At 40.5% G+C, this 20692-nt stretch carries 21 protein-coding genes and 1 tRNA gene; 11 read left to right on the top strand and 11 right to left on the bottom strand.

Translation table 11 applies throughout. From position 1 onward, the window contains the following. Positions 1-4: 4 nt before the first annotated feature. The 6 genes from ABTV71_RS14550 to ABTV71_RS14525 are packed head-to-tail and all read right to left on the bottom strand — an operon-like array spanning position 5 to position 6373. On the bottom strand, positions 5-1249 hold the full coding sequence (locus ABTV71_RS14550) for a sulfate adenylyltransferase subunit 1 (RefSeq protein WP_433900031.1): 1245 nt from the start codon (positions 1247-1249) through the stop codon (positions 5-7). A gap of 32 nt (positions 1250-1281) precedes the next feature. Continuing rightward, the gene (gene cysD, locus ABTV71_RS14545) at positions 1282-2172 is read right to left on the bottom strand and encodes a sulfate adenylyltransferase subunit CysD (RefSeq protein ID WP_433900030.1); all 891 of its coding nucleotides are present in this window, start codon (positions 2170-2172) and stop codon (positions 1282-1284) included. Positions 2173-2225: 53 nt separating this feature from the next. Next, a complete protein-coding gene (locus tag ABTV71_RS14540) occupies positions 2226-2927 on the bottom strand; it encodes a phosphoadenylyl-sulfate reductase (RefSeq protein ID WP_433900029.1) in 702 nt (233 codons plus the stop codon). Continuing rightward, entirely contained in the window at positions 2917-3495 is a 579-nt protein-coding gene (locus ABTV71_RS14535; protein WP_433900028.1) for a precorrin-2 dehydrogenase/sirohydrochlorin ferrochelatase family protein, read from the bottom strand. The genes ABTV71_RS14540 and ABTV71_RS14535 overlap by 11 nt, the downstream gene beginning before the upstream one ends. A gap of 2 nt (positions 3496-3497) precedes the next feature. Further along, on the bottom strand, positions 3498-4256 hold the full coding sequence (gene cobA / locus ABTV71_RS14530) for a uroporphyrinogen-III C-methyltransferase (protein WP_121123424.1): 759 nt from the start codon (positions 4254-4256) through the stop codon (positions 3498-3500). 11 nt (positions 4257-4267) lie between these two features. Beyond that, the gene (locus ABTV71_RS14525; protein ID WP_433900027.1) at positions 4268-6373 is read right to left on the bottom strand and encodes a HEPN domain-containing protein; all 2106 of its coding nucleotides are present in this window, start codon (positions 6371-6373) and stop codon (positions 4268-4270) included. A 135-nt stretch (positions 6374-6508) separates the two neighbouring features. Between ABTV71_RS14525 and ABTV71_RS14520 the strand changes: the two genes are divergently transcribed. From ABTV71_RS14520 to ABTV71_RS14505, 4 genes are read left to right on the top strand one after another with little or no spacing between them, the layout of a single operon-like run. Continuing rightward, complete coding sequence (locus tag ABTV71_RS14520) at positions 6509-7489, top strand: PstS family phosphate ABC transporter substrate-binding protein (protein WP_433903693.1); 981 nt, start codon at positions 6509-6511, stop codon at positions 7487-7489. A gap of 1 nt (position 7490) precedes the next feature. Beyond that, positions 7491-8387 (top strand): phosphate ABC transporter permease subunit PstC, encoded by an 897-nt coding sequence (gene pstC, locus ABTV71_RS14515; protein ID WP_433903692.1) that lies wholly within the window; start codon positions 7491-7493, stop codon positions 8385-8387. Continuing rightward, positions 8380-9231 carry a PstA family ABC transporter permease gene (locus ABTV71_RS14510; RefSeq protein WP_121123417.1) on the top strand — a complete coding sequence of 284 codons (852 nt, stop codon included), beginning with the start codon at positions 8380-8382 and terminating at the stop codon, positions 9229-9231. Before pstC ends, ABTV71_RS14510 begins: the two co-directional genes overlap by 8 nt. Beyond that, complete coding sequence (locus tag ABTV71_RS14505) at positions 9189-9998, top strand: phosphate ABC transporter ATP-binding protein (protein WP_121123415.1); 810 nt, start codon at positions 9189-9191, stop codon at positions 9996-9998. Before ABTV71_RS14510 ends, ABTV71_RS14505 begins: the two co-directional genes overlap by 43 nt. A 92-nt stretch (positions 9999-10090) precedes the next feature. Here the strand turns inward: ABTV71_RS14505 and bshB1 are convergent, their stop codons facing one another. The 3 genes from bshB1 to ABTV71_RS14490 all read right to left on the bottom strand — a co-directional run bounded on the left by bshB1 (position 10091) and on the right by ABTV71_RS14490 (position 12185). Further along, on the bottom strand, positions 10091-10822 hold the full coding sequence (gene bshB1, locus ABTV71_RS14500) for a bacillithiol biosynthesis deacetylase BshB1 (protein ID WP_433903691.1): 732 nt from the start codon (positions 10820-10822) through the stop codon (positions 10091-10093). Positions 10823-10976: 154 nt separating this feature from the next. Further along, positions 10977-11468, bottom strand: coding sequence for a glutathione peroxidase (locus ABTV71_RS14495; protein ID WP_433903690.1), 492 nt, complete (start codon positions 11466-11468; stop codon positions 10977-10979). A gap of 84 nt (positions 11469-11552) precedes the next feature. Beyond that, positions 11553-12185, bottom strand: coding sequence for a DUF4294 domain-containing protein (locus ABTV71_RS14490; protein ID WP_121123413.1), 633 nt, complete (start codon positions 12183-12185; stop codon positions 11553-11555). Between the two features lie 150 nt (positions 12186-12335). Here ABTV71_RS14490 and ABTV71_RS14485 point away from each other — a divergent pair, with 150 nt between their 5' ends. From ABTV71_RS14485 to ABTV71_RS14460, 6 genes are all read left to right on the top strand, one after another. After that, the gene (locus ABTV71_RS14485; RefSeq protein ID WP_433903689.1) at positions 12336-14555 is read left to right on the top strand and encodes a RelA/SpoT family protein; all 2220 of its coding nucleotides are present in this window, start codon (positions 12336-12338) and stop codon (positions 14553-14555) included. Positions 14556-14632: 77 nt separating this feature from the next. Further along, complete coding sequence (locus tag ABTV71_RS14480; protein WP_104381932.1) at positions 14633-15124, top strand: Fur family transcriptional regulator; 492 nt, start codon at positions 14633-14635, stop codon at positions 15122-15124. Positions 15125-15254: 130 nt separating this feature from the next. Beyond that, positions 15255-16532 (top strand): adenylosuccinate synthase, encoded by a 1278-nt coding sequence (locus ABTV71_RS14475; protein ID WP_104381933.1) that lies wholly within the window; start codon positions 15255-15257, stop codon positions 16530-16532. 3 nt (positions 16533-16535) lie between these two features. Further along, the gene (locus ABTV71_RS14470) at positions 16536-17825 is read left to right on the top strand and encodes an anthranilate synthase component I family protein (protein WP_433903688.1); all 1290 of its coding nucleotides are present in this window, start codon (positions 16536-16538) and stop codon (positions 17823-17825) included. A 66-nt stretch (positions 17826-17891) separates the two neighbouring features. Then, positions 17892-18551, top strand: coding sequence for a TatD family hydrolase (locus ABTV71_RS14465; RefSeq protein ID WP_433903687.1), 660 nt, complete (start codon positions 17892-17894; stop codon positions 18549-18551). Then, positions 18548-19273 (top strand): tRNA threonylcarbamoyladenosine dehydratase, encoded by a 726-nt coding sequence (locus tag ABTV71_RS14460; protein ID WP_108634298.1) that lies wholly within the window; start codon positions 18548-18550, stop codon positions 19271-19273. The genes ABTV71_RS14465 and ABTV71_RS14460 overlap by 4 nt, the downstream gene beginning before the upstream one ends. Before the next feature lie 94 nt (positions 19274-19367). Here the strand turns inward: ABTV71_RS14460 and ABTV71_RS14455 are convergent, their stop codons facing one another. Together ABTV71_RS14455 and ABTV71_RS14450 are read right to left on the bottom strand one after the other, a co-directional pair. Next, complete coding sequence (locus ABTV71_RS14455) at positions 19368-19880, bottom strand: BON domain-containing protein (RefSeq protein ID WP_183078654.1); 513 nt, start codon at positions 19878-19880, stop codon at positions 19368-19370. Between the two features lie 74 nt (positions 19881-19954). Next, positions 19955-20425: a hypothetical protein gene (locus tag ABTV71_RS14450; RefSeq protein ID WP_121123403.1), complete on the bottom strand. Its 471-nt coding sequence runs from the start codon at positions 20423-20425 to the stop codon at positions 19955-19957. A 144-nt stretch (positions 20426-20569) separates the two neighbouring features. On the opposite strand from ABTV71_RS14450, the gene ABTV71_RS14445 reads away from it, so the two are divergent. After that, a tRNA-Ser gene (locus tag ABTV71_RS14445) sits at positions 20570-20657 on the top strand. Positions 20658-20692 lie beyond the last annotated feature (35 nt).

The following is a 20692-nucleotide window of genomic DNA, read 5'->3' as shown; positions in this document are numbered from 1 at the left end:
AATGCTAATCAACAGCCTGAATCATCAAAGCACCAACTGTTAAATTAGTCCGTGGATCAATGACGATCGCCTGTGAATTCGCAGCATTTTCTGCTTGTAAATCAAATACAAGATTTTCTGCTGATTTGATCGCGATCCGACCAATATCATTGAGCTTGATCGTTTCGTCAAAGACTTTTTCCTGTGTGTTGATGTCAAATTTATAAAGCACATCAACAATCTTAATTTTTGTCAATTTACTGTGGCTCTGTAGCAAATAGATCTGTTCGGTATCCAAGGGTTTGTTGTCAAACCAGCATACGTTTGCCTGAATATTACGTTCAAATTTTGGTTGTTTTTCAACATTTGCAATCGTGTCGCCTCGACTAATGTCCACATCGTCTGTTAAATGAAGAATAACTGACTGTCCATTTTCTGCCCGGTCAAGCTGCAGGCCGTTAAATTCTATGGCTTTGATAGTACTGTATGTTTCAGAAGGATAAATAATCACCTGATCACCCACCGTAAGCCCCTCTCCTAATACTCTGCCTGCATATCCCCTATAATCATGTAGATCATCCGTTTGTGGCCTTACAACCCATTGTACCGGGAATCTCCAATTCGCCGCTTGATTTTCGTGAATTTCAACATTTTCCAAGTAATCCAATAGCGATTCTCCGGAATACCAGAGCATACGATCGGACTTATGAACAATATTGTCGCCTTTTAAGGCGGATACCGGGATAAAATCAACCTCCTGAAGCCCTAAATTAGCAGCCAATTGCTGGTAATCATTTTTGATTTGTTCAAAAACAGTAGCGCTATAATCTACCATATCCATTTTATTGACACATACTAATACCTGCTTCATCGCCAGTAATTTAGCAATAAACGAATGCCTTTTTGTTTGTTCAATAACTCCCTTCCGTGCATCTACCAAGATGATAATCAGCTCAGAGTTGGATGCGCCGGTTACCATGTTTCGCGTATATTGGATATGGCCCGGAGCATCAGCAATAATGTATTTTCGCTGATCGGTCTGAAAATATTTGTAAGCGACATCGATCGTGATTCCTTGTTCGCGTTCTGCCTTTAGTCCATCCGTTAATATCGCTAAATCTACTGTTCCATCATCATTTTTTCGATTTGCACGTTGTATCGCTTCCAATTGGTCATCCAAAATAGAATTGGTATCATATAGCAATCGACCGATTAGGGTACTCTTACCATCGTCTACCGAACCAGCTGTTATAAATTTCAATATATTCATTGTTGTCAATATCAAGTATTAGATTTGAGGAATTAAAAATATCCCTGTTTTTTGCGTTCTTCCATTGCTGCCTCGGATACTTTGTCATCCATCCGCGCCCCACGTTCACTGACTGTTGATGCTTTGATTTCTGCAATGATATCATCCAAAGCAACTGCGGTAGAATCTACTGCTGCTGTACAGGTCATATCACCCACCGTCCTGAAACGAACAGATTTAGTTTCGATAACATCCTCTTCATCAATATTCAAAAATGGTGCGGCTGCCATTAATTGTCCGTTACGAGTAATTACCTCCCGTTCATGGCTAAAATAAATGGATGGCAATGCGATTTGTTCGCGTTTGATATAATTCCAGACATCGAGCTCAGTCCAATTTGAAATCGGAAATACTCGTACATTCTCGCCTTTGTTGATCTTACCATTGAAAATACTCCACAGTTCAGGTCTTTGTCTTTTTGGATCCCATTGTCCAAACTCATCCCGCACTGAGAAAATACGTTCTTTAGCACGGGCCTTCTCCTCATCTCTGCGTGCCCCTCCGATACATGCATCGAAACCATTTTTCGAGATTGTCTCAAGCAAGGTGACAGTCTGAAGTGCGTTACGACTTGCATTTTTTCCTTTTTGCTCAACGACTTTGCCCTGATCGATACTATCTTGGACATAGCCCACGATCAGTTTTTCTCCGATCTCTTCGATAAGACTGTCACGGAAAGCAATAGTTTCGGGGAAGTTGTGCCCAGTATCAATATGAACCAATGGAAAGGGAAATTTACCCGGTCTAAAAGCTTTTTTTGCCAGATGAACCAATGTAATGGAATCTTTTCCGCCCGAGAATAGTAATGCCGGTTTTTCAAACTGTCCGGCGACTTCTCTTAATATATATATTGCTTCCGCTTCTAAATGATCTAAATAGTCCATTCTTTGAAATAATAAATTTGATTTAATGAATTTGGGTTTACGCTTTTTTAGGATTAAGATTTAACCGCATGTAAACCACATTCTTTTTTACTCTGATCTTCCCACCACCATCTTCCCGCCCGAAAATCTTCTCCTTCCTGGATAGCTCTTGTACATGGTTGGCAACCAATGCTCGGAAAGCCTTTGTCATGTAAGACATTATAGGGAATATACTGTTCCTTGCAATACATTTTTACCTGTTCAAAGGTCCAGTCAAACAGCGGATGGATTTTTATGATATCATTTACTTCGTCATACTCTACAAAATCCATATCATGTCTATTGACTGATTGTTCAGACCGAATGCCGGTAATCCAAATTTTTTTTCCTTTGATAGCGCGCTGCAATGGCTCAATCTTCCTGATCCGACAACATTCTTTACGATTTTCAACAGATTCATAGAAAGAATTAGGTCCCTTTTTACTGATAAAATCTTCCAGCAATGTTGTATCCGGTGTGTATGTCTTGATATTCAATTGATAACGTTCCAATGTACGGCTCCACAAAGAGTACGTCTCTTTAAACAACCGGCCGGTATCTAAAGTAAAAATCTCGATGCCGATATTATTTTTGCCGATCCATTCGGTGATAATCTGATCTTCTATCCCAAAAGAAGTGGAAAAAACAACTTCTGAAGGATATAATGCCACAATTGCCTGCAGCATCTCCGCTCCCTTTTTATCGCCGATAATTTCTTTAATTTCCTTAACGCTCATGACGTAATATATTTTTGGTATGCTCGTTCAGCTTCTTTACTTTAAATTCAAAGTCCCCTTTTAACTGTTCACGATATTCGCTCATCAGCGAAAGCGTTTCGTCAATTTCGTCCGGTAAAAGATCGTTGAACAATTCCTTCACTCTTTTTGCAATCGTTGGCGATTTGCCGTTTGTGGAAATCGCAACTTTTAGATTGCCTTTAGTAACAATTGATCCCAAATAAAAGTCGCATAGATCTGGTTTATCCGCTGCATTGAAAAGTATATTGTGAAGTGATGTTAACGCACGGAGTTCATCATTCAGGTCTATATTATTCGTAGCCGCAATCACAAGTTGCTTGTTTTCAATATCAGCAGTTTCAAAAGAACGTATATGAAGTCGAATGTGAGGATAATTCGCAAGCAATAGTTCAAATTCTGGAACAATTTCCCTTGCCACAACAGTTAGGTTCAATCGCTCTTCATTTGTTATCAATGCCTGAAATTTTTCCAACGCAACTTTTCCACCGCCGACCAATAAAGTCTCGATCTGATCAAGTTTAACGAATATGGGAAATAACTTATTCATCCTTATAATGCAAGTGCTTTTTCTTTAATCTGTTGAAACGATCTGTGTTTCGCCACCACTTCACCGATAATGATAATAGCTGGTACCCCAACTCTTTTTTCAGTAGATTCATCTAATATATTGTCTATGGTGCCCAATACAACCTTTTCATTAGGCAGTGAACCATTTTGAATCAAAGCGATCGGTAAATGATGAAGGTTTTTTTCCTGATAGATGGCCACGATCTCTGCTAATTTTCCATAGCCCATCAGAACGACTACAGTCGCATTGGATTCCGCTGCCAGGTATAGATCGCTAGATAAACTGCCGTCAGATTTTGATCCTGTTATCACCCAAAAACTCTCGCTGATCCCTCTATAAGTCAGAGGAATCTGCTGTAACCCCGTCAAACCAATTGCGGAGGAAATACCCGGTATGACCGCTGTTTCAATACCATACTGTGCCACATGATCGATCTCCTCACCGCCGCGTCCAAAGACAAATGGATCCCCTCCTTTTAAGCGCACCACATGCCCATAATTCAAGGCATAGTCAACTAATAGGCGATTAATTTCATCTTGAGAAGTTGAGAGCTGTTCGGCACGTTTTCCGACGTAAATTTTTATACAATCTGCTTTTGCATAATCCAGTAGTTCATCATTGACAAGCGCGTCATATAAAATAACATCCGCTTTCTGGATCGCTTTGATCCCTTTGAGGCTAATCAAGTCTGGATCTCCCGGCCCAGCGCCTACTAATGTTACTTTTGCTTCTATCGACATTCCGTTCCCTCCTAGGCCAATACAGGCGTTAAATTTTTACGTTGATAAACCTCATTGATAAATTTTGTAGCCTCTTGCAGATAACCTGTTGCAAAGCGTTCAGTAGGTTCATTTTTACTAATTTGTAAGACAAGCTCCGGAAATGACCGATCAAAGTTATATTCCCCGGACTCCACAAAATGTGTCTGGAATTCATTGATCACTGTATTTTGTGTGCTTGCGCTAATACCTTTATCTAACAGCAAGGCTTTCGCTGCCTGAACAAAGGCATTGTATGCATGATAGATAGCGTCTGCGAATTTTGCTTCCCCGAATGTCTCATTTGCCCATTGCAGCTTTTCCTCCGCCTCATAAATCAATGTTGCTACCAGATCGATCACTACCCCAGCACACTCACCCACACCTATCGCTGTTTGAAAAGTACCTTCATGTCCCCAATCCACAAACTCATCTTCCGCAAGTGTCGTTAGATCTGACAGCGGTTTTAAGAGGTTGTAAAAATAATTTTTCCCCTGTCTATCGTAATACGCATGAAAATTCTCGGTCTCTGCAGCATTCTTTTTATAATCGTTCAATACGAATTCAACCACATGCAATACCCTTTTGGTCGGTACTTTGATAATCCGTTCGGCTACCCGGCCTTCACCGTCGCCGATCGTACCACCACCAAGCATAACCTGAGCAGCGGGAACTACCTTGCCCTCTGCTTTAACCGAGCTGCCATGGAAGCCAATATGCGCCAGCCCATGTTGACCGCAGGAATTCATACAACCGGATATCTTGATTTTCAGGTCTCTGTTGAAAATAAAATCTTGATGGAATTCGGCAATATACGATTCGATGACCCGCGCCATTTCAGTGCTATTTGAAATACCAAGGTTACAGGTATCCGTTCCGGGACATGTGGTCACATCTGCAGTGCTGTCAAAGCCTACCTGTGCAAGATCCAATGATTTGAGTAATTGATAAATATGAGGTAGCGACTTTTCGGTTGCATATTTCAACAACAAACTTTGATTTTGCGTTATCCGGATATCATCCGCAACAAGATCTTTTAATCCAGCGACCAAGGACCGCGCTTTATCGGTACCGATATCCCCTGTAGAAACACGTACATAGACACCGTAATAACCTGCCTGTTTTTGTTCAAATGTATTCGTATTCTTCCATACCTGATAGTTTAGGTCTGTATCCAGATCAAGTGTGGTAATTTGGCTGTCATCCGGTGGCAGCGGTTGCTCAATTTTAGCTCGATCAATAGTGAAAGTCTTTACTTTTGTAGCAATCTTTTCCGCTTCGATCAGATTTAACACCTCTTCCAGACCTAGTTTTTGAATAAGGTATTTAAAACGGGCTTTATTTCGGTTGTTTCGTTCGCCATATCGGTCGAATACTCTTAAAGTAGCCTCTATATAAGGGATAAGCTCATCTTCTGGAAGAAATTCACTTGTTAGCGATGCTAAAAATGGCTGTGAGCCCAGTCCACCACCCAGCAATACTTTGAAACCACGCACTTCCACACCATCCACATACTTCAATTTTGGAATAAAACCCAAGTCATGAATATACGAAAAAGCGGTATCCTCTTCACTGGCTGAAAAAGACATCTTGAACTTTCTGCCCATCTCCGCACAGACCGGGTTACGTAAAAAATATTCAAATGTTGTCTGTGCATACGGCGATACATCAAAAGGTTCTTTCGGATCAATACCCGAAGTTGGTGAAGCGGTTACATTACGAACGGTATTACCGCAGGCCTCCCTTAAGGTAATATCGTCCTCTGCCAATTTTGACCAAAGTTCTGGCGTACGATCCAGACTAACGTAATGGATCTGAATGTCCTGACGCGTGGTCAGATGCAGGTTGCGACTTGCATATTCATCAGATATTGCCGCTATTTTGATTAACTGTTTAAAAGTAACTTTTCCAAATGGAAGTTTGATACGAACCATTTGAACCCCTGGTTGTCTCTGTCCATATACTCCCCTGGCTAGACGCAATGACCTAAATTTTTCATCAGCGATCTTACCTTCGTGAAATAATCGAATCTTTTTTTCAAGTTCAATAATCTCCTTTTCCACGACTGGATTTTCTAATTCTGTACGGAAGCTTTGCATAAAACAAATAAAATCTATTGATTTAGTATTCTTTTCTCGAGTCAAATGTAAAAATATTTTTTTAATATTCTATAATATCTACCAAATTAATATATATTTGCCGTATAAAATTTAATATACTAAACCTGTAGACTAATGGGTGTAACGATAAAAAGATATTTTATTATTCTGTTTTTTAGCTTTATAACCGTATTTAAGATCACGTCCTGCGCACCAAAAGTAAAGAATGGATATAGTAAAGAGCGTGGATTTGAAGGAAATATTTCACTTTCAGGGGCCTTTGCACTCTACCCTTTGGCCGTAATCTGGAGCGAAGACTTCAGAAGAAATCATCCGCATGTGCGTTTCAATATCTCGGCAGGCGGTGCAGGCAAAGGGATTGCCGACGTGTTAACAGGTATGGTAGACATTGGCCTTGTATCGCGGGATCTGCATCCACAAGAAGTCAAAAAAGGCGCAGTCCCTATTATTGTAGCCAAAGATGCTGTGATATGCACATTGAATCCTGCTAATCCGAATTATAAAGCATTAATGAAACGCGGCTTAACCCAGGAGGAACTTGCAGGGATTTTTACCAGTCGAAAATTTAAGACATGGAATCAAATTGATCCGCAATTTACTGCAGATCCGATTAATGTTTATGTGCGTTCAGACGCCGCCGGAGCAGCAGAAACCTGGGCCAAATTTTTCGGACGCAAACAGGAGGACCTGCAAGGTGTTGGAATCTTCGGAGATCCCGGTATTGCCCAAGCTATTAAAGATGATAAGTTTGGCATTGGCTTCAACAATATTAACTACGTCTATAATTTAAAGACAAACAAAGTGTTTGACCATATCGATGTACTGCCATTGGATTTAAATAAAAATGGACAGATTGAAGCCGACGAGAAATTCTATGGATCGCTGTCAGACCTGACAGGAGCTGTTGCAGCAGGCAAATATCCCGCGCCCCCCTCCCGCGATCTGACATTTGTCACACGCAATAAGACAGAGTCCCTGCTCCTGAAGGAATTTATCTCTTTTGTACTGCAGAAACAGGCGCAGTCACAGTTGCTTGAAAATGGTTATGTACCATTGAGTGAAACACTGATCAATGACGAACTAAATAAGTTATAGCATGCTAAATACACGTCTAGTTAAAGATACCTTAGTAAAACGGTCCACATTTTTGTTACTGCTGATTTCGCTATCAGTTGTCGTTATTATTGCGGTCGGTTTAACAGTAAAATCCATTCCGTTATTTGAATATAGCAATGTATTTCAGTTATTGACGGACAAAGTATGGGCGCCTATGAAGGGCTCATTCGGATTTCTGCCTTTTATTGCTGGCACACTTGCTGTCACATTGATATCGCTTGCCATCGCGATTCCATTGTGTATATTGACGGCAGTTTATCTGACAGAATACGCTTCAGATGCATTGAAAAACATGATGCTTCCACTTGTCAACGTTTTGGCAGCCATACCACCGGTGTTATATGGGGTTTGGGGCGTATTGTTTATTGTACCATTGATACAGCTTTATATTGCTCCGATTTTTGGCGTGGTGACATCTGGTTATTCGGTGTTAGCTGGAGGGATTGTATTGGCAGTTATGATTTTTCCGATCATGATTTCTATTATGGTTGAGGTGCTACAAACGATTCCGTATGAGTTAAAAGCAGCTTCTTTGTCTTTGGGTGCAACTAAATGGGATACCATAAAACATGTTATTCTTAAAAAGGCAAAACCCGGTATTATTGCCGCTATTGTCTTATCGACCTCCCGTGCGTTCGGAGAAACCATTGCGGTATTAATGGTTTGTGGAAATGTGCCCAAGATCCCTACATCCGTCTTTGATGCCGGCTACCCTATCCCAGCGCTAATTGCGAATAATTTTGGTGAGATGATGTCCATCCCACTTTATGAGTCTGCATTGATGTTTTCAGCATTATTGCTGTTTGTGATCATATTTGTTTTCAATCTAATATCGCGTCTGATCTTAAGACGTCTTGAAGGAGGTTTAGATGGATAATACCAAAAGAAGGTTATTGAGCGAAAAAATTGCGAAGGGTTTCATGCATCTATCTGGAATCACAGTAACTGCTTCCCTGTTTTTTATTGTAGGTACGATTCTCTATAAGGGGCTTCCCTATCTCAATTGGGAGATGGTCAGTCAACCTCCGAAAGGCGGGTTTTACATCGGCAAAGAAGGTGGAATCTTAAACGCTATATTAGGCTCACTCTATCTAGCAGGAGTAGCGACTGTCCTATCGGCTTTTATTGGTATCCCGATATCACTTTACCTAAATATTTATTTGGGTACAAAATCCAAAGTAACACAGTTTTCGAAGTTGTTGTTTGATGTGCTATATGGAGTGCCATCGATTGTGTATGGTGCTGTCGGTTTTGGAATTATGGTCTATTTTGGTATAAGAGCTTCACTATTGGGTGGTATCATTACCGTCACACTATTGACGATCCCAATTGTAGTACGTACCGTAGATGAGCTGATCAAAACGATTCCTGAAGATCTGAAAAATGTCACGCTTTCCCTTGGTACAACACGCTGGGAGCTTGCAAAGGTTATGTTGCGGAGTATCCGCGCCGGATTATTGACAGCCATTCTATTAGCATTCGGAAGAGCAATAGGTGATGTCGCAGGCGTATTATTGACAACGGGGTTCAGTGACAATTTGCCTAAATATATTGACGAACCAGCAGCGACACTTCCCTTGGCTATATTTTTTCAGTTAAGCAGTCCAATTCCTGAGGTACAGGGACGAGCATATGCTTCCGCCCTGGTTTTAACTATCATCATTTTAATTATCGTAGTATGCACGCATATCCTTCAATCGAAACAAAAGAATCGTCGTTAAACAGTCCTTTGACTGATCCTCACATTCAGATCAAGGATCTCAATGTATATATCGATGGGAGACATATTTTAAAGAATATTAATCTTGCCTTGCCGAACAATAGCGTAACCTCCATTATCGGACCTTCAGGCTGTGGCAAGACCACATTGCTGAAAACCCTGAATCGCTTGGTCGACGACACAAAAGGTGTTGAAATAACAGGATCTGTGCTTGTAAACGGTGAGGATATTTATGGAAAAAATGCCGAAGTAACGCATATCCGTAAAAAAATGGGGCTTTTATCCCAAAAACCCTATCCATTGCCGATGTCCATCTACGACAACGTAGCTTATGGTCCGCGTATACATGGTACGAAAAATAAAAAAGAACTGGACAAGATTGTCGAGACACAATTACGAAATGTAGCCCTATGGGATGAGGTTAAGGACCGTTTGGGGCATTCCGCGAGCGGCCTTTCGATTGGACAGCAACAACGGCTCTGCTTAGCGCGGGGGCTTGCTGTAGAACCCGAAATTATACTTGGCGATGAATCAACTTCTGCATTGGACCCACTATCCACAGCAAAAATTGAAGAGCTACTCATCGAACTAAAGCAGGATTATACCATTGTTCTGGTGACACACATTTTACGACAAGCCCGAAGGGTATCTGATTATATCATTTTTGTCTATGGTGGTGAAATCCTTGAATTTGGCCCCACTGAGCAAGTGCTGTTAAATCCACAGCATGAAATCACAAAACAATATGTAAAAGGTTTTATCTCCTGATAGATCGCCTGCCGTTTACAAAAAAAGCCGAAGATTCTATGTGTCATAAAATCCTCGGCTTTTAAGCTTTTATCTTTTATTGCAACTTCGCGCTATCTTAGATCAAATAAATCATCAACGCCCAATATTTTTTTTGATGTAAATCCTTCAGCATACTTAACCTGGATGTAACGGCCAAATTCCCTTGCTCTGGCAGCGGTAGATTCCATAAAATCCGGATTGGAGATATACGTTTGCGGTTCATCAGGATTGATATTTTCGCCTGTATAGAACTGTGTTTTATAGGCCAGGATTGATTTTTCCTTCATGGCATAGTAGTCCGTAATATCAATGACTACATCGGGTTTGATGTAATAATCCTGCACAAATTGCAACACTAGACGCGGACGGAAGGCTTCCTGGATATGATTATTTTGATCTCTGGTTTCCACCTTTCTTAACCCCGAAAGGAAGCAGGCTTCATTCACAAGCTGCCCTGCCCTGCCATGATCCGGATGACGGTCAGTAATTGCGTTGGTAATAACGATTTCTGGCTGGTATTTCCTTATGGCACTTATAATGGCCATTTTTTCCTCGATGGCATTTTCAAAAAAACCGTCTCTCAAACCGAGATTTTCACGCGCTGCCAGTCCGAGAATTGCTGCTGCATCTTTTGCCTCCTGTGCTCTGGTCTCCGCAGTACCTCGTGTACCGAGTTCACCCTGAGTTAAGTCTACAATTCCTACTTTTTTTCCTTCGGCAACATATTTTGCCATTACTCCGCCTGCACCCAATTCTGCGTCATCGGGATGCACGGCAATGACAAGTAAATCTAGTTTTAGCATATTTATATTTTCTTTTTCGTTTATGGCTTCCAATATCGGCAAAGATCAGTATGTTACAATTCACCACTCCATATTGCTGGCATATCTTGAAGACAGCCGGCACATACAGGTCTTATTGGTATGGAACCGAGGCCAAAGGTAGGAAGTTTGTGGGTTACTCCTCCAAAAGTCGTTCGATATTACGACAAATTTTACCTGACAATGGCGAAGTTGTAGGATAATAGAAATCCACGACTTCCCCCTGCCTGTTGATCAAGTATTTATGAAAGTTCCAAGAGGGCTTGCTATTTATATGTCCGTTTTCTGCTTTATTTGACAGGAAGCTATACAATGCTGTTGTGTAAGTGCCGATGACATGGCTGCGTTTAAAAACCGGGAAACTAACCTGCTGGTTTATTATACAGAATGTCTCCAATGTACTGCCAGTCAGAGGTTCTTGGTTCCGAAAGTTATTGGACGGAAATGCCAGTACCTCAAATCCCCTTTCTTTATACTTTTGGTAAAGTTTTTCGAGCGATTTAAACTGTCTTGTGAATAGACACTGACTCGCTGTATTCACGACCAACAAAACTTTTCCTTCAAAATCTCCGAGAGATTTCATGGTTCCATTGAATTGCAAAGCATCAAAGTCATATATCGTTTTCATATTGTCTTAATTTAGGTATTACATAACGAACCCGATCCTAGTTAAAGTATCTTCGTGACTTATATATACGAGTATATAAGGGGCTTACATCACCGGCTTGGGCCTCGACCGTTCAAATTCACGGATGATATTTTCGATTTCGAAATCCTCTTTTGGATCATATGCTGATTTTAAATTATGCCCAAAAATTTTGGCAACTCCCTGGTAAAAAAATGCGGAGACCCCACCTTTCATTTCCTTTACCATTTCATAGCTCGTGTGTCCGGTATAGCGATCGATCAGCTTTATTAGGATTTTTCCCTGGGAAATGGTCATATTTTTAATTTCACGATTAAACATTTGTTTCACATCGTTTTCACATCTCTCCACCAGAGTTTCATGTTCTTTTTTATTGGATGTCATAGCAAGGTCCCGGTCCAGTTGGTCGTATCTTTTTTGAGCATAAATGGCATAAGGAAGCACTTTCAATACATTTCTTCTAAAACGTAAATATTCCCTTCGGGCTTCCTCGCTTGACCAGACTCTTTTCCTGACAATAACCACTTCAGGAATGGGAAACCAAGGCAATATCTCACCCGAAGGTAGCGTTGTTGTCATATAATCAGTCACTGTCTCCTGGGCCCCTTCACCGTATAAAGGAAGAACCAGAGACTGAGCCTGTGCCACGCCTGACAAAGTCCCAAGAAGAAAAAACAAAAACCATACTGTTGTCTTCATCTGAACGACTATATAACTCTTTTAATTTGTCAATGCTATTATATTTTGGTAAATTTATTACAAAATAAGTTAGCTTGATAATTGTATTCAAAATACATTAACTAAATTAAACAAAAATACTCAAAAAAACATCATTTACCTGCAACGTTTATGAAAGATTATGTGATTGATATTGAAGCAGAAAACAAAGAGATAAGAAAACGTTACCGTGCATTATTGCGTGCCTGTAAGCCTACTTTGCAGCGGGGGGACAAACAAGAGATTCGTAAAGCTTTTGATTTGGCCTTGGATAGCCACAAGGAGATGCGCCGCAAATCAGGAGAACCTTATATTTATCATCCGATTGCGGTAGCGCAGATTGCCGCCGAGGAAATTGGTTTAGGGACAACCTCCATTGTATGTGCTTTGCTCCATGATGTTGTTGAGGACACCAATGTAACCTTGGACGAAATTGAGGAAATGTTTGGAAAAAAAGTTCGTCGAATTATCGATGGATTGACAAAAATTTCCGGAATATTTGACCCCAATAGTTCGATGCAGGCCGAGAACTTTCGTAAAATGTTGCTAACGCTTGCCGATGACGTACGCGTTATCCTTATCAAATTGGCGGATAGGCTGCACAATATGCGGACGATGGAATTTATGGCAAGAGATAAGCAGTTGAAGATTGCCTCAGAGACCAGTTATCTTTATGCTCCATTGGCGCATCGTTTGGGTTTGTACGCGATCAAATCCGAATTGGAAGACTTGTCCATGAAATTTACTGATCCGGACACCTATAAATTTATTGCTCGAAAACTGAATGAAAAGAAGGCCGAGCGGGAGAAATTCATTGGTGATTTTATCGGTCCTATTAAAGAGATTTTAGAAGAACAAGGAGTTAAAGCCGCTGTATTTGGAAGGCCCAAGTCGATTCATTCGATTTGGAACAAAATGCGCAAAAAGTCGATTCCATTTGAAGAAGTATATGATCTATTTGCTATTCGTATCGTCATCGACGCAGTGGATGAAAAGGAAAAAACCGAATGTTGGAAAGTATACTCCATTGTAACGGATTTATATCGTCCCAACCCGGACCGTTTGCGCGACTGGATCTCTTCGCCCAAAGGAAATGGCTACGAATCTTTGCATACAACGGTAATGGGTCCCAAGGGGCAATGGGTAGAAGTGCAGATTCGGACCAGACGGATGAATGAAATTGCAGAAAAAGGATTTGCGGCACACTGGAAATACAAAGAATCCAATTCCGATTCAGGATTGGATCAATGGATCAAAAAGGTGCGTGATGTACTCAGCAGCCCTGATCAGAATGCCATGGATTTTGTGGATGATTTCAAGATGAACCTATTCTCGGATGAAATTTTTATCTTCACACCCAAAGGCACCTTAATCCAATTACCAAACAATGCAACTGCATTGGATTTTGCTTTTGAGATCCACTCCGATATCGGCGCAAGTTGTATTGGGGCCAAAGTAAACCATAAATTGGTTCCACTTAGCCACGTGCTGCAAAATGGTGATCAAGTCGAGATTATCACCTCCAGCAAACAGTCGCCAAAAGAAGACTGGCTCAATTTTGTCGTTACCGCAAAAGCAAAATCAAAAATCAGATCTTCCCTCAAAGAAGAAAAACGACGGGTCGCAGAAGATGGAAAGGAGATTCTCGAGCGTAAATTGAAGTCTTTGAAAGTGACCTACAATACGGATAATATCAACAAAATTGCTAATTATCTGAAGTATCCAAGTTCTCAGGATCTCTTTTATAACGTGGCCAAAGGCATTGTTGATATCAAGCAATTGCGGGAGTACGTAGCCCATGAAAAAGCAGTTGAAATCAATGCAGGATCTTCTTCGGGCAATCAGTTCAACAGTCATATTGGCGGTTTAGTTGAAAAAATCAATAAAAAGGAGTTTGACACTATTCTGATCGGTGATGACATGCAAAAAGTTGACTATACCCTAGCGCCTTGTTGCAATCCAATTCCGGGCGACGACATCTTCGGTTTTCTGACGGTCAATGATGGCATCAAGATTCACCGCACCAGTTGCCCCAATGCATCCAAATTGATGGCGAATTACGGGTACCGTATTTTGAAGGCCCGTTGGGCATCGACGAAAGACTCTGCATTTCTGACCGGCCTCCATATTGTCGGTATCGATGACGTCGGGTTGGTCAATAAGCTTACTACGGTTATTTCCCAAGAATTTGCGGTCAACATACGCTCCCTAGCCATATCGAGTAACGATGGTATTTTTGATGGAAATATTATGGTGTATGTCAATGATACCCAACAATTGGAGAGTTTGATGAAAAACCTTAAACAAGTGCGGGGAATAACAGGAGTCAATCGGTATGAATCCGAAAATTAATCAAATGAATATCACAATTTAGAAATACTATCAAATGTCAATCTAAATTGGTAAATTTGTACAAGAATATTTTTACTATGAATCAAGCTGAAAATTTTGCAACTGTAAAAAAAATCTTTGAAGCATACTTAGAAAATAAAAATCTAAGAAAAACTCCGGAGCGTTATGCTATCTTGGAAGAGATTTATTCACGTACTGATCACTTTGATGTTGAGTCTTTGTATATCCATATGAAGAACAAAAAATACCGTGTCAGCCGTGCGACAGTTTATAATACCCTCGAACTTTTGGTTTCTTGTGACTTGGTTACCAAACACCAGTTTGGCCGTAATATGGCTCAATTTGAAAAATCCTATGGCTTCAAGCAGCACGACCACGTGATTTGTATAGAATGCAATAAGGTTGTTGAATTTTGCGACCCACGTATCAACCAGATTCAAAGCCTCATGGGGGATTTATTGAAGTTTGACATCAAGCACCATTCTTTAAATTTATACGGTGTATGTCAAGATTGTCAAGAAAAAAATAAAAAAGAAGAAACCGTAGCTCAGGAAGCTATTTCAAATTAATCTTATATTTTTGTTAAATATAATAGTACATTTGTTCAGGAATGTTCAGGAGAAAAATTCCTGAACATTTTTATTTTTTTAATGAGTCTATTTTTATTAATAACATTTTAATTACTATACTTTAAAAGCTATGCAAGTTGATGTGCTTTTGGGCTTACAATGGGGTGACGAGGGTAAAGGTAAAATCGTAGACGTATTTTGTCCAAAATACGATTTAATCGCTCGTTTCCAAGGCGGCCCTAACGCCGGACACACGTTGGAATTTGATAACAAAAAATTCGTGCTCAACACAATTCCGTCTGGTATCTTCAATGAAGGTACACTAAATCTTATTGGTAATGGTGTCGTTATCGATCCGATTATCCTAAAAAGAGAATTAGACAATCTTAAAACAGCTGGTTTTGATCCGGTGGGTAAAGGCAATTTGGTATTAGCACGCAAAGCACACCTTATTTTGCCGACACACCAATTATTGGACGCTGCTTCGGAATCGAAAATGGGCGCCGGCAAGATCGGATCTACATTGAAGGGTATCGGTCCGACCTATATGGACAAAACGGGTAGAAATGGCTTACGTGTAGGTGATACGACACTTCCCGACTTTCAGGAGCGTTACCAGAAGTTGAAAGAAAAGCACTTGAACATTCTTTCTCACTATGGTGAAATTCCTGATTTCAGTGAAAAAGAGCAAGCATTCCTGGCTGCGATTGAATTCATTAAAACCATTCCGCATGTTGATTCAGAGCATTTGGTCAATCAATATCTGAAAGAAGGCAAACGTGTATTGGCTGAAGGTGCCCAAGGGACTCTTTTGGATGTGGATTTCGGTTCTTACCCTTTTGTGACTTCATCCAACACGACAACTGCCGGAGCTTGTACAGGTCTTGGTATCGCACCAAACAAAATCGGTAAAGTATACGGCATTTTTAAAGCCTATGCAACACGTGTGGGTGGAGGTCCCTTCCCTACCGAACTTCATGATGAAACAGGAGAAAAACTACGTCAATTGGGTCATGAATTCGGCGCTACAACGGGACGTGCACGCCGTACAGGATGGATTGATATTCCGGCACTGAAATATGCAATTATGCTCAATGGTGTAACGGACCTTATCATGATGAAAGCTGATGTGTTGGATACTTTTGACAAGATCTACGCATGTACACATTATAACTATAATGGCGAAGTGATTGATTATATGCCGTACGAGATTATCACACATCAGGCAGAACCAATCTTGGAAGAAATCCAAGGGTGGAAACAAGATTTGACAGGTATCACATCTGAGGCTGAGATTCCTGAGGCATTAAGTAACTATATTTCTTATTTGGAGAAAGCTCTCGAAGTTCCTATCACGATTCTATCGGTAGGTCCGGATCGTAAACAAACACTGGCTTTATCAAAGTAAAATATGCGGATCGAAAGTTTTGATCTTCTCGATTCTAAAGATAAATTTCATCAAAAAGCCCTGCATTGGTCGGGGCAATTTGATGAAATTTCTTTCTTTAATAGCAACGGAGCGCCTGACGAATGGGGAAGATTTGAGAGTGTATTGGCGGTGAAGGCCTTGCATTCATTTTGTGCAGATGATGATGTATTGGATCAATTGCAGCAATTCCTAGTCAAACATCAATGCGAGTTTATTCCGGGATTTCTATCCTATGATCTTAAGAATGAGATCGAAAATTTACATACGAGCGCTACTGATAAGCTCGGATTTCCAGCTGCCTATTTTTTTGTTCCAACCATTACGGTCAGATGGGCCGCTAATCAGGTTCACATCCAAGCCGATAATCCAGTTGCGGTGTATCAGTCTATCTGCGACACAGTAATCCCACAGATAAATACCAACCCAGAGATAAAGATACACTCAAGGTGGACAAAAGCAGAATACTTTGATGCCTTTGATAAAGTGCAGCAACACATCCAACGTGGTGATATATACGAGGTAAATCTCTGTCAGGAGTTCTTCGCCGAAAATGTAGATATTAACCCTATTGCGGTCTATCTAAAATTGAATACCGTTTCACCTACTCCATTCAGCAACTTTTTTAAAGTTGGCCATCATTTTATCATGAGCGCTTCTCCAGAACGTTTTTTGGCGAAAAGACAAGGTAAACTGATTTCTCAGCCCATTAAAGGCACTGCTAAAAGAGGTGTTACAGCATACGAGGATCAAGAGATTGTCAATCGTATGCTCCAATCACAAAAGGAGATCGCCGAAAATGTAATGATTGTGGATCTTGTCCGTAATGATTTAACGCGAAGTGCCCTTCCCGGAACAGTTGAAGCCACACGTCTGTTTGAAATCCAGTCTTTTAAACAAGTACATCAAATGATATCGACAATCAGCTGCATACAGGATCCCAACGTGTCCAATATGGACGTCTTTAGACATACATTTCCCGCTGGCTCGATGACGGGTGCGCCCAAAATTGCTGCCATGCGCATTTGTGATCAGATTGAAGGCTCCAAAAGAGGGATTTACGCAGGTTCGGTAGGCTATTTTGATACTATTCGTGATGAATTTGATTTTAATGTCGTAATCCGTTCCATTCTGTACAATCAACGCAAAAAATACCTATCCTTTCATACCGGCGGGGCCCTTACCAATCAAGCATTGGCGGAGCAAGAATATCAGGAATGTCTTTTAAAGGCTTCCGCAATCTTGCAGGCACTCAACAGCAAGTTGGAGCAATAAAACTATACTAAATTTGTAGAGAATATTTTTTGCTTCAACTATTTTTTCGACCTTTGTCCTTTGACAATGCAGGCTCCCTATATCGACATACATACGCATCGGCTTGATATTATACAGGACGGTTTCAACCGATCTATTATAAATATAGCATTGAACAATAATGAGACTACCGTTGAGGGAGACTGCTCTATCGGCTTGCATCCATGGTACATCAACAGAAATACCGAAAAAGCATTAGAATTGATGCGAACAATGATACAAAGGACGAATGTTGTGGCATTAGGCGAATGTGGTCTGGACAAAAATAGCGCTATTCCTTTTGAGAAACAGCAACGGGTTTTTGAGCAACAGATTCTATTGGCCATTACTTTTCAAAAGCCGCTGATTATTCACTGTGTCCGTGCCTTTCAGGAAGTCTTAGCATCTTTGGTAAAAGCTAAATTTCATTTACCGGTTATCTTCCATGGCTATCGCAAGAATTGGACTTTGGCCAAACAGCTTATGGATAAAGGGTATTACCTTTCGATCGGTGTCCATTGTTTGGATGGCAGCCAGGACGAAGTCGTAAGAAATATTCCCCTTACACATTTATTTTTGGAAACAGATACCTATACAGCAACAGAAGTTGCTACCCTATATCAATATGTCGCCCAAGCCCGATCTATTCCAGTAGAGATGCTAAAGCAGGCATTATATCATAATTATAAGTTTGTATTAAAAAAATGAAAGATTTAAGTTGGCTGTCACGCACCGAGGCACTGGTCGGTAGGACAGCTTTGGAAAAATTAGCGAATTCACACGTGATGGTTCTGGGCCTAGGCGGTGTGGGTTCCTTTGCGGCTGAATTTATCTGCCGTGCGGGGGTCGGTAAAATGACCATAATAGATGGTGATACCGTAGATCCCTCCAACAGAAATAGACAGCTGCCGGCTCTTGCAACGAACCATGGTGAAGCAAAAGCTGAAATTATGAGACAGCGTCTTTTAGCTATTAATCCAGAATTGGAATTGACCGTGATCCAAGACTTTATTATCCCTGAAAAAATTCCGGCTTTATTGGAGATGGCGCCCGACTATTGTGTAGAAGCCATCGACAGTATTACACCGAAGTTATTCTTCATCAGACTGGCACTGGATGCAAAAATGCCATTTGTAAGTTCAATGGGCGCAGGTGGTAAGGTTGATCCGACAAAAATTGAGATCGCAGATATTAGCAAGTCCTATAATTGCAAACTGGCTCAACATATTCGTAAGAAGTTGCGTAAACATGGTATCCGTGAAGGTGTTAAAGTTGCCTTTTCAACTGAGCTTCCGGATAAAAGCTCCTTACTATATACCGATGGGAGTAATTTTAAAAAGTCAGCCTATGGAACAATGTCCTATCTACCCGCAGCATTTGGAGGTGCTATTGCCTCAGTAGCTATTCGGGATTTGATGGAAAATGTTTAAATTAGGGGTAAATAAACATATGCATAAATAGTAAAAGCTACCCATCTGTTGATGCGTAGCTTTTACTATTTATATTTCCATTGCACTACGAAAACTATCGACTGGTCACTCCTTTCATATCAATACCTTTAGGCTTAATATGGTCCAATCTTTTCTTTAGGGAATCCATTCGTGTTTTTTCAATGTTACCTGTTACAATAATAATTCCGTCCTTTACCTGTGCTGTAATGGTCGGAAAATCTTCCAGTACCCGATTGACATCTCTAGTAATCGTGGAATCGACAGCTCCCTCAACTATTTCATGATATTTTTCACGCGCATCTTCAGGTTCAGGAAGGTTGACCATGATATTGTTGTGGATGGATTTAATATTTTCACCACCCGCAGTCTTTGTTTTATCTTCAACCACTTGCTTTAATGAATCCGATCCTAATTGCCCGTTCAATGTAACATTACCCTCTTCTACATCCACTGCTATGCCCTCGTTATCTATTAAAGCTTCTTCAATTTTTGACTTTAGCTTATCATCGGATTCTGGTGAGCGGCAAGAGTGAACAAAAGGTAAAACACCGAATGAAAATATCAAAAGTAATCTGTTTAATCTCATCGTATCGTTTTATTTTCGTTCATAGTGAAAACAATTAGGAGGACATATTGTTTAACTTTCTTCTTTTTTGGCAATTAATAAAGCTCCAGTATGGACTGATTTAACCTGTTAAACAGAAAACTCTCTCCTACTCTTCTACCAAGGAGCAACTGACCTATAGGTGATGCCGCTGAAATGACAAAAACATTATTGTCCCCGATTTTTATTGCCCCAATACTTGTGGCGATAAAATAAAGTCCCACATTTGTTTTGACAAGGCTTCCCAATTTAACAAAATCAGTTTTATCCCCCACCACTGATGTAATATTCGTGAGCTGTAGTAAATCTTTATTTGCTTCAATAAGCTGCCCTTGATACCGATTGATATCTTGCTGGATCATTTCTCTTGAGGTTTCATACTTATCTCCAGCGCTACTTTTCGTATCGTCATTGCTCGAATCCCTGGCTGTTTCCAATGCGGATTCGATCATTGCGATCCGGTCATTTGTTCGTTCGAGGGCAACGTCCAAAATATTCTTTTTTATGTTTAAATAAGTATTTGTCATACTGAAAAATAAGAAATATGTTTTATTCAAAAAAATATAAAAACAATACACTTATGATCAATAGCATAGGAAAAATCGTTCTTAAAAAAAGCTATATGGTATTGCAATAAAGCAAAAAATTACTACATTTGTGCACTGAAACACGGAAAGGTGTCAGAGTGGTCGAATGAGCAGTCCTGGAAAGACTGTATACGGGATGACTGTATCGAGGGTTCGAATCCCTCCCTTTCCGCTAAATGATACAAACGCCACGAATAATCACTATTC

Origin of the sequence: Sphingobacterium puteale, assembly GCF_050986225.1 — a bacterium.
In the GTDB taxonomy this organism is placed as follows: domain Bacteria; phylum Bacteroidota; class Bacteroidia; order Sphingobacteriales; family Sphingobacteriaceae; genus Sphingobacterium; species Sphingobacterium puteale.
The sequence above is the reverse complement of the archived record's forward strand: the minus strand, read 5'-3'. Positions and strand labels throughout refer to the sequence as shown.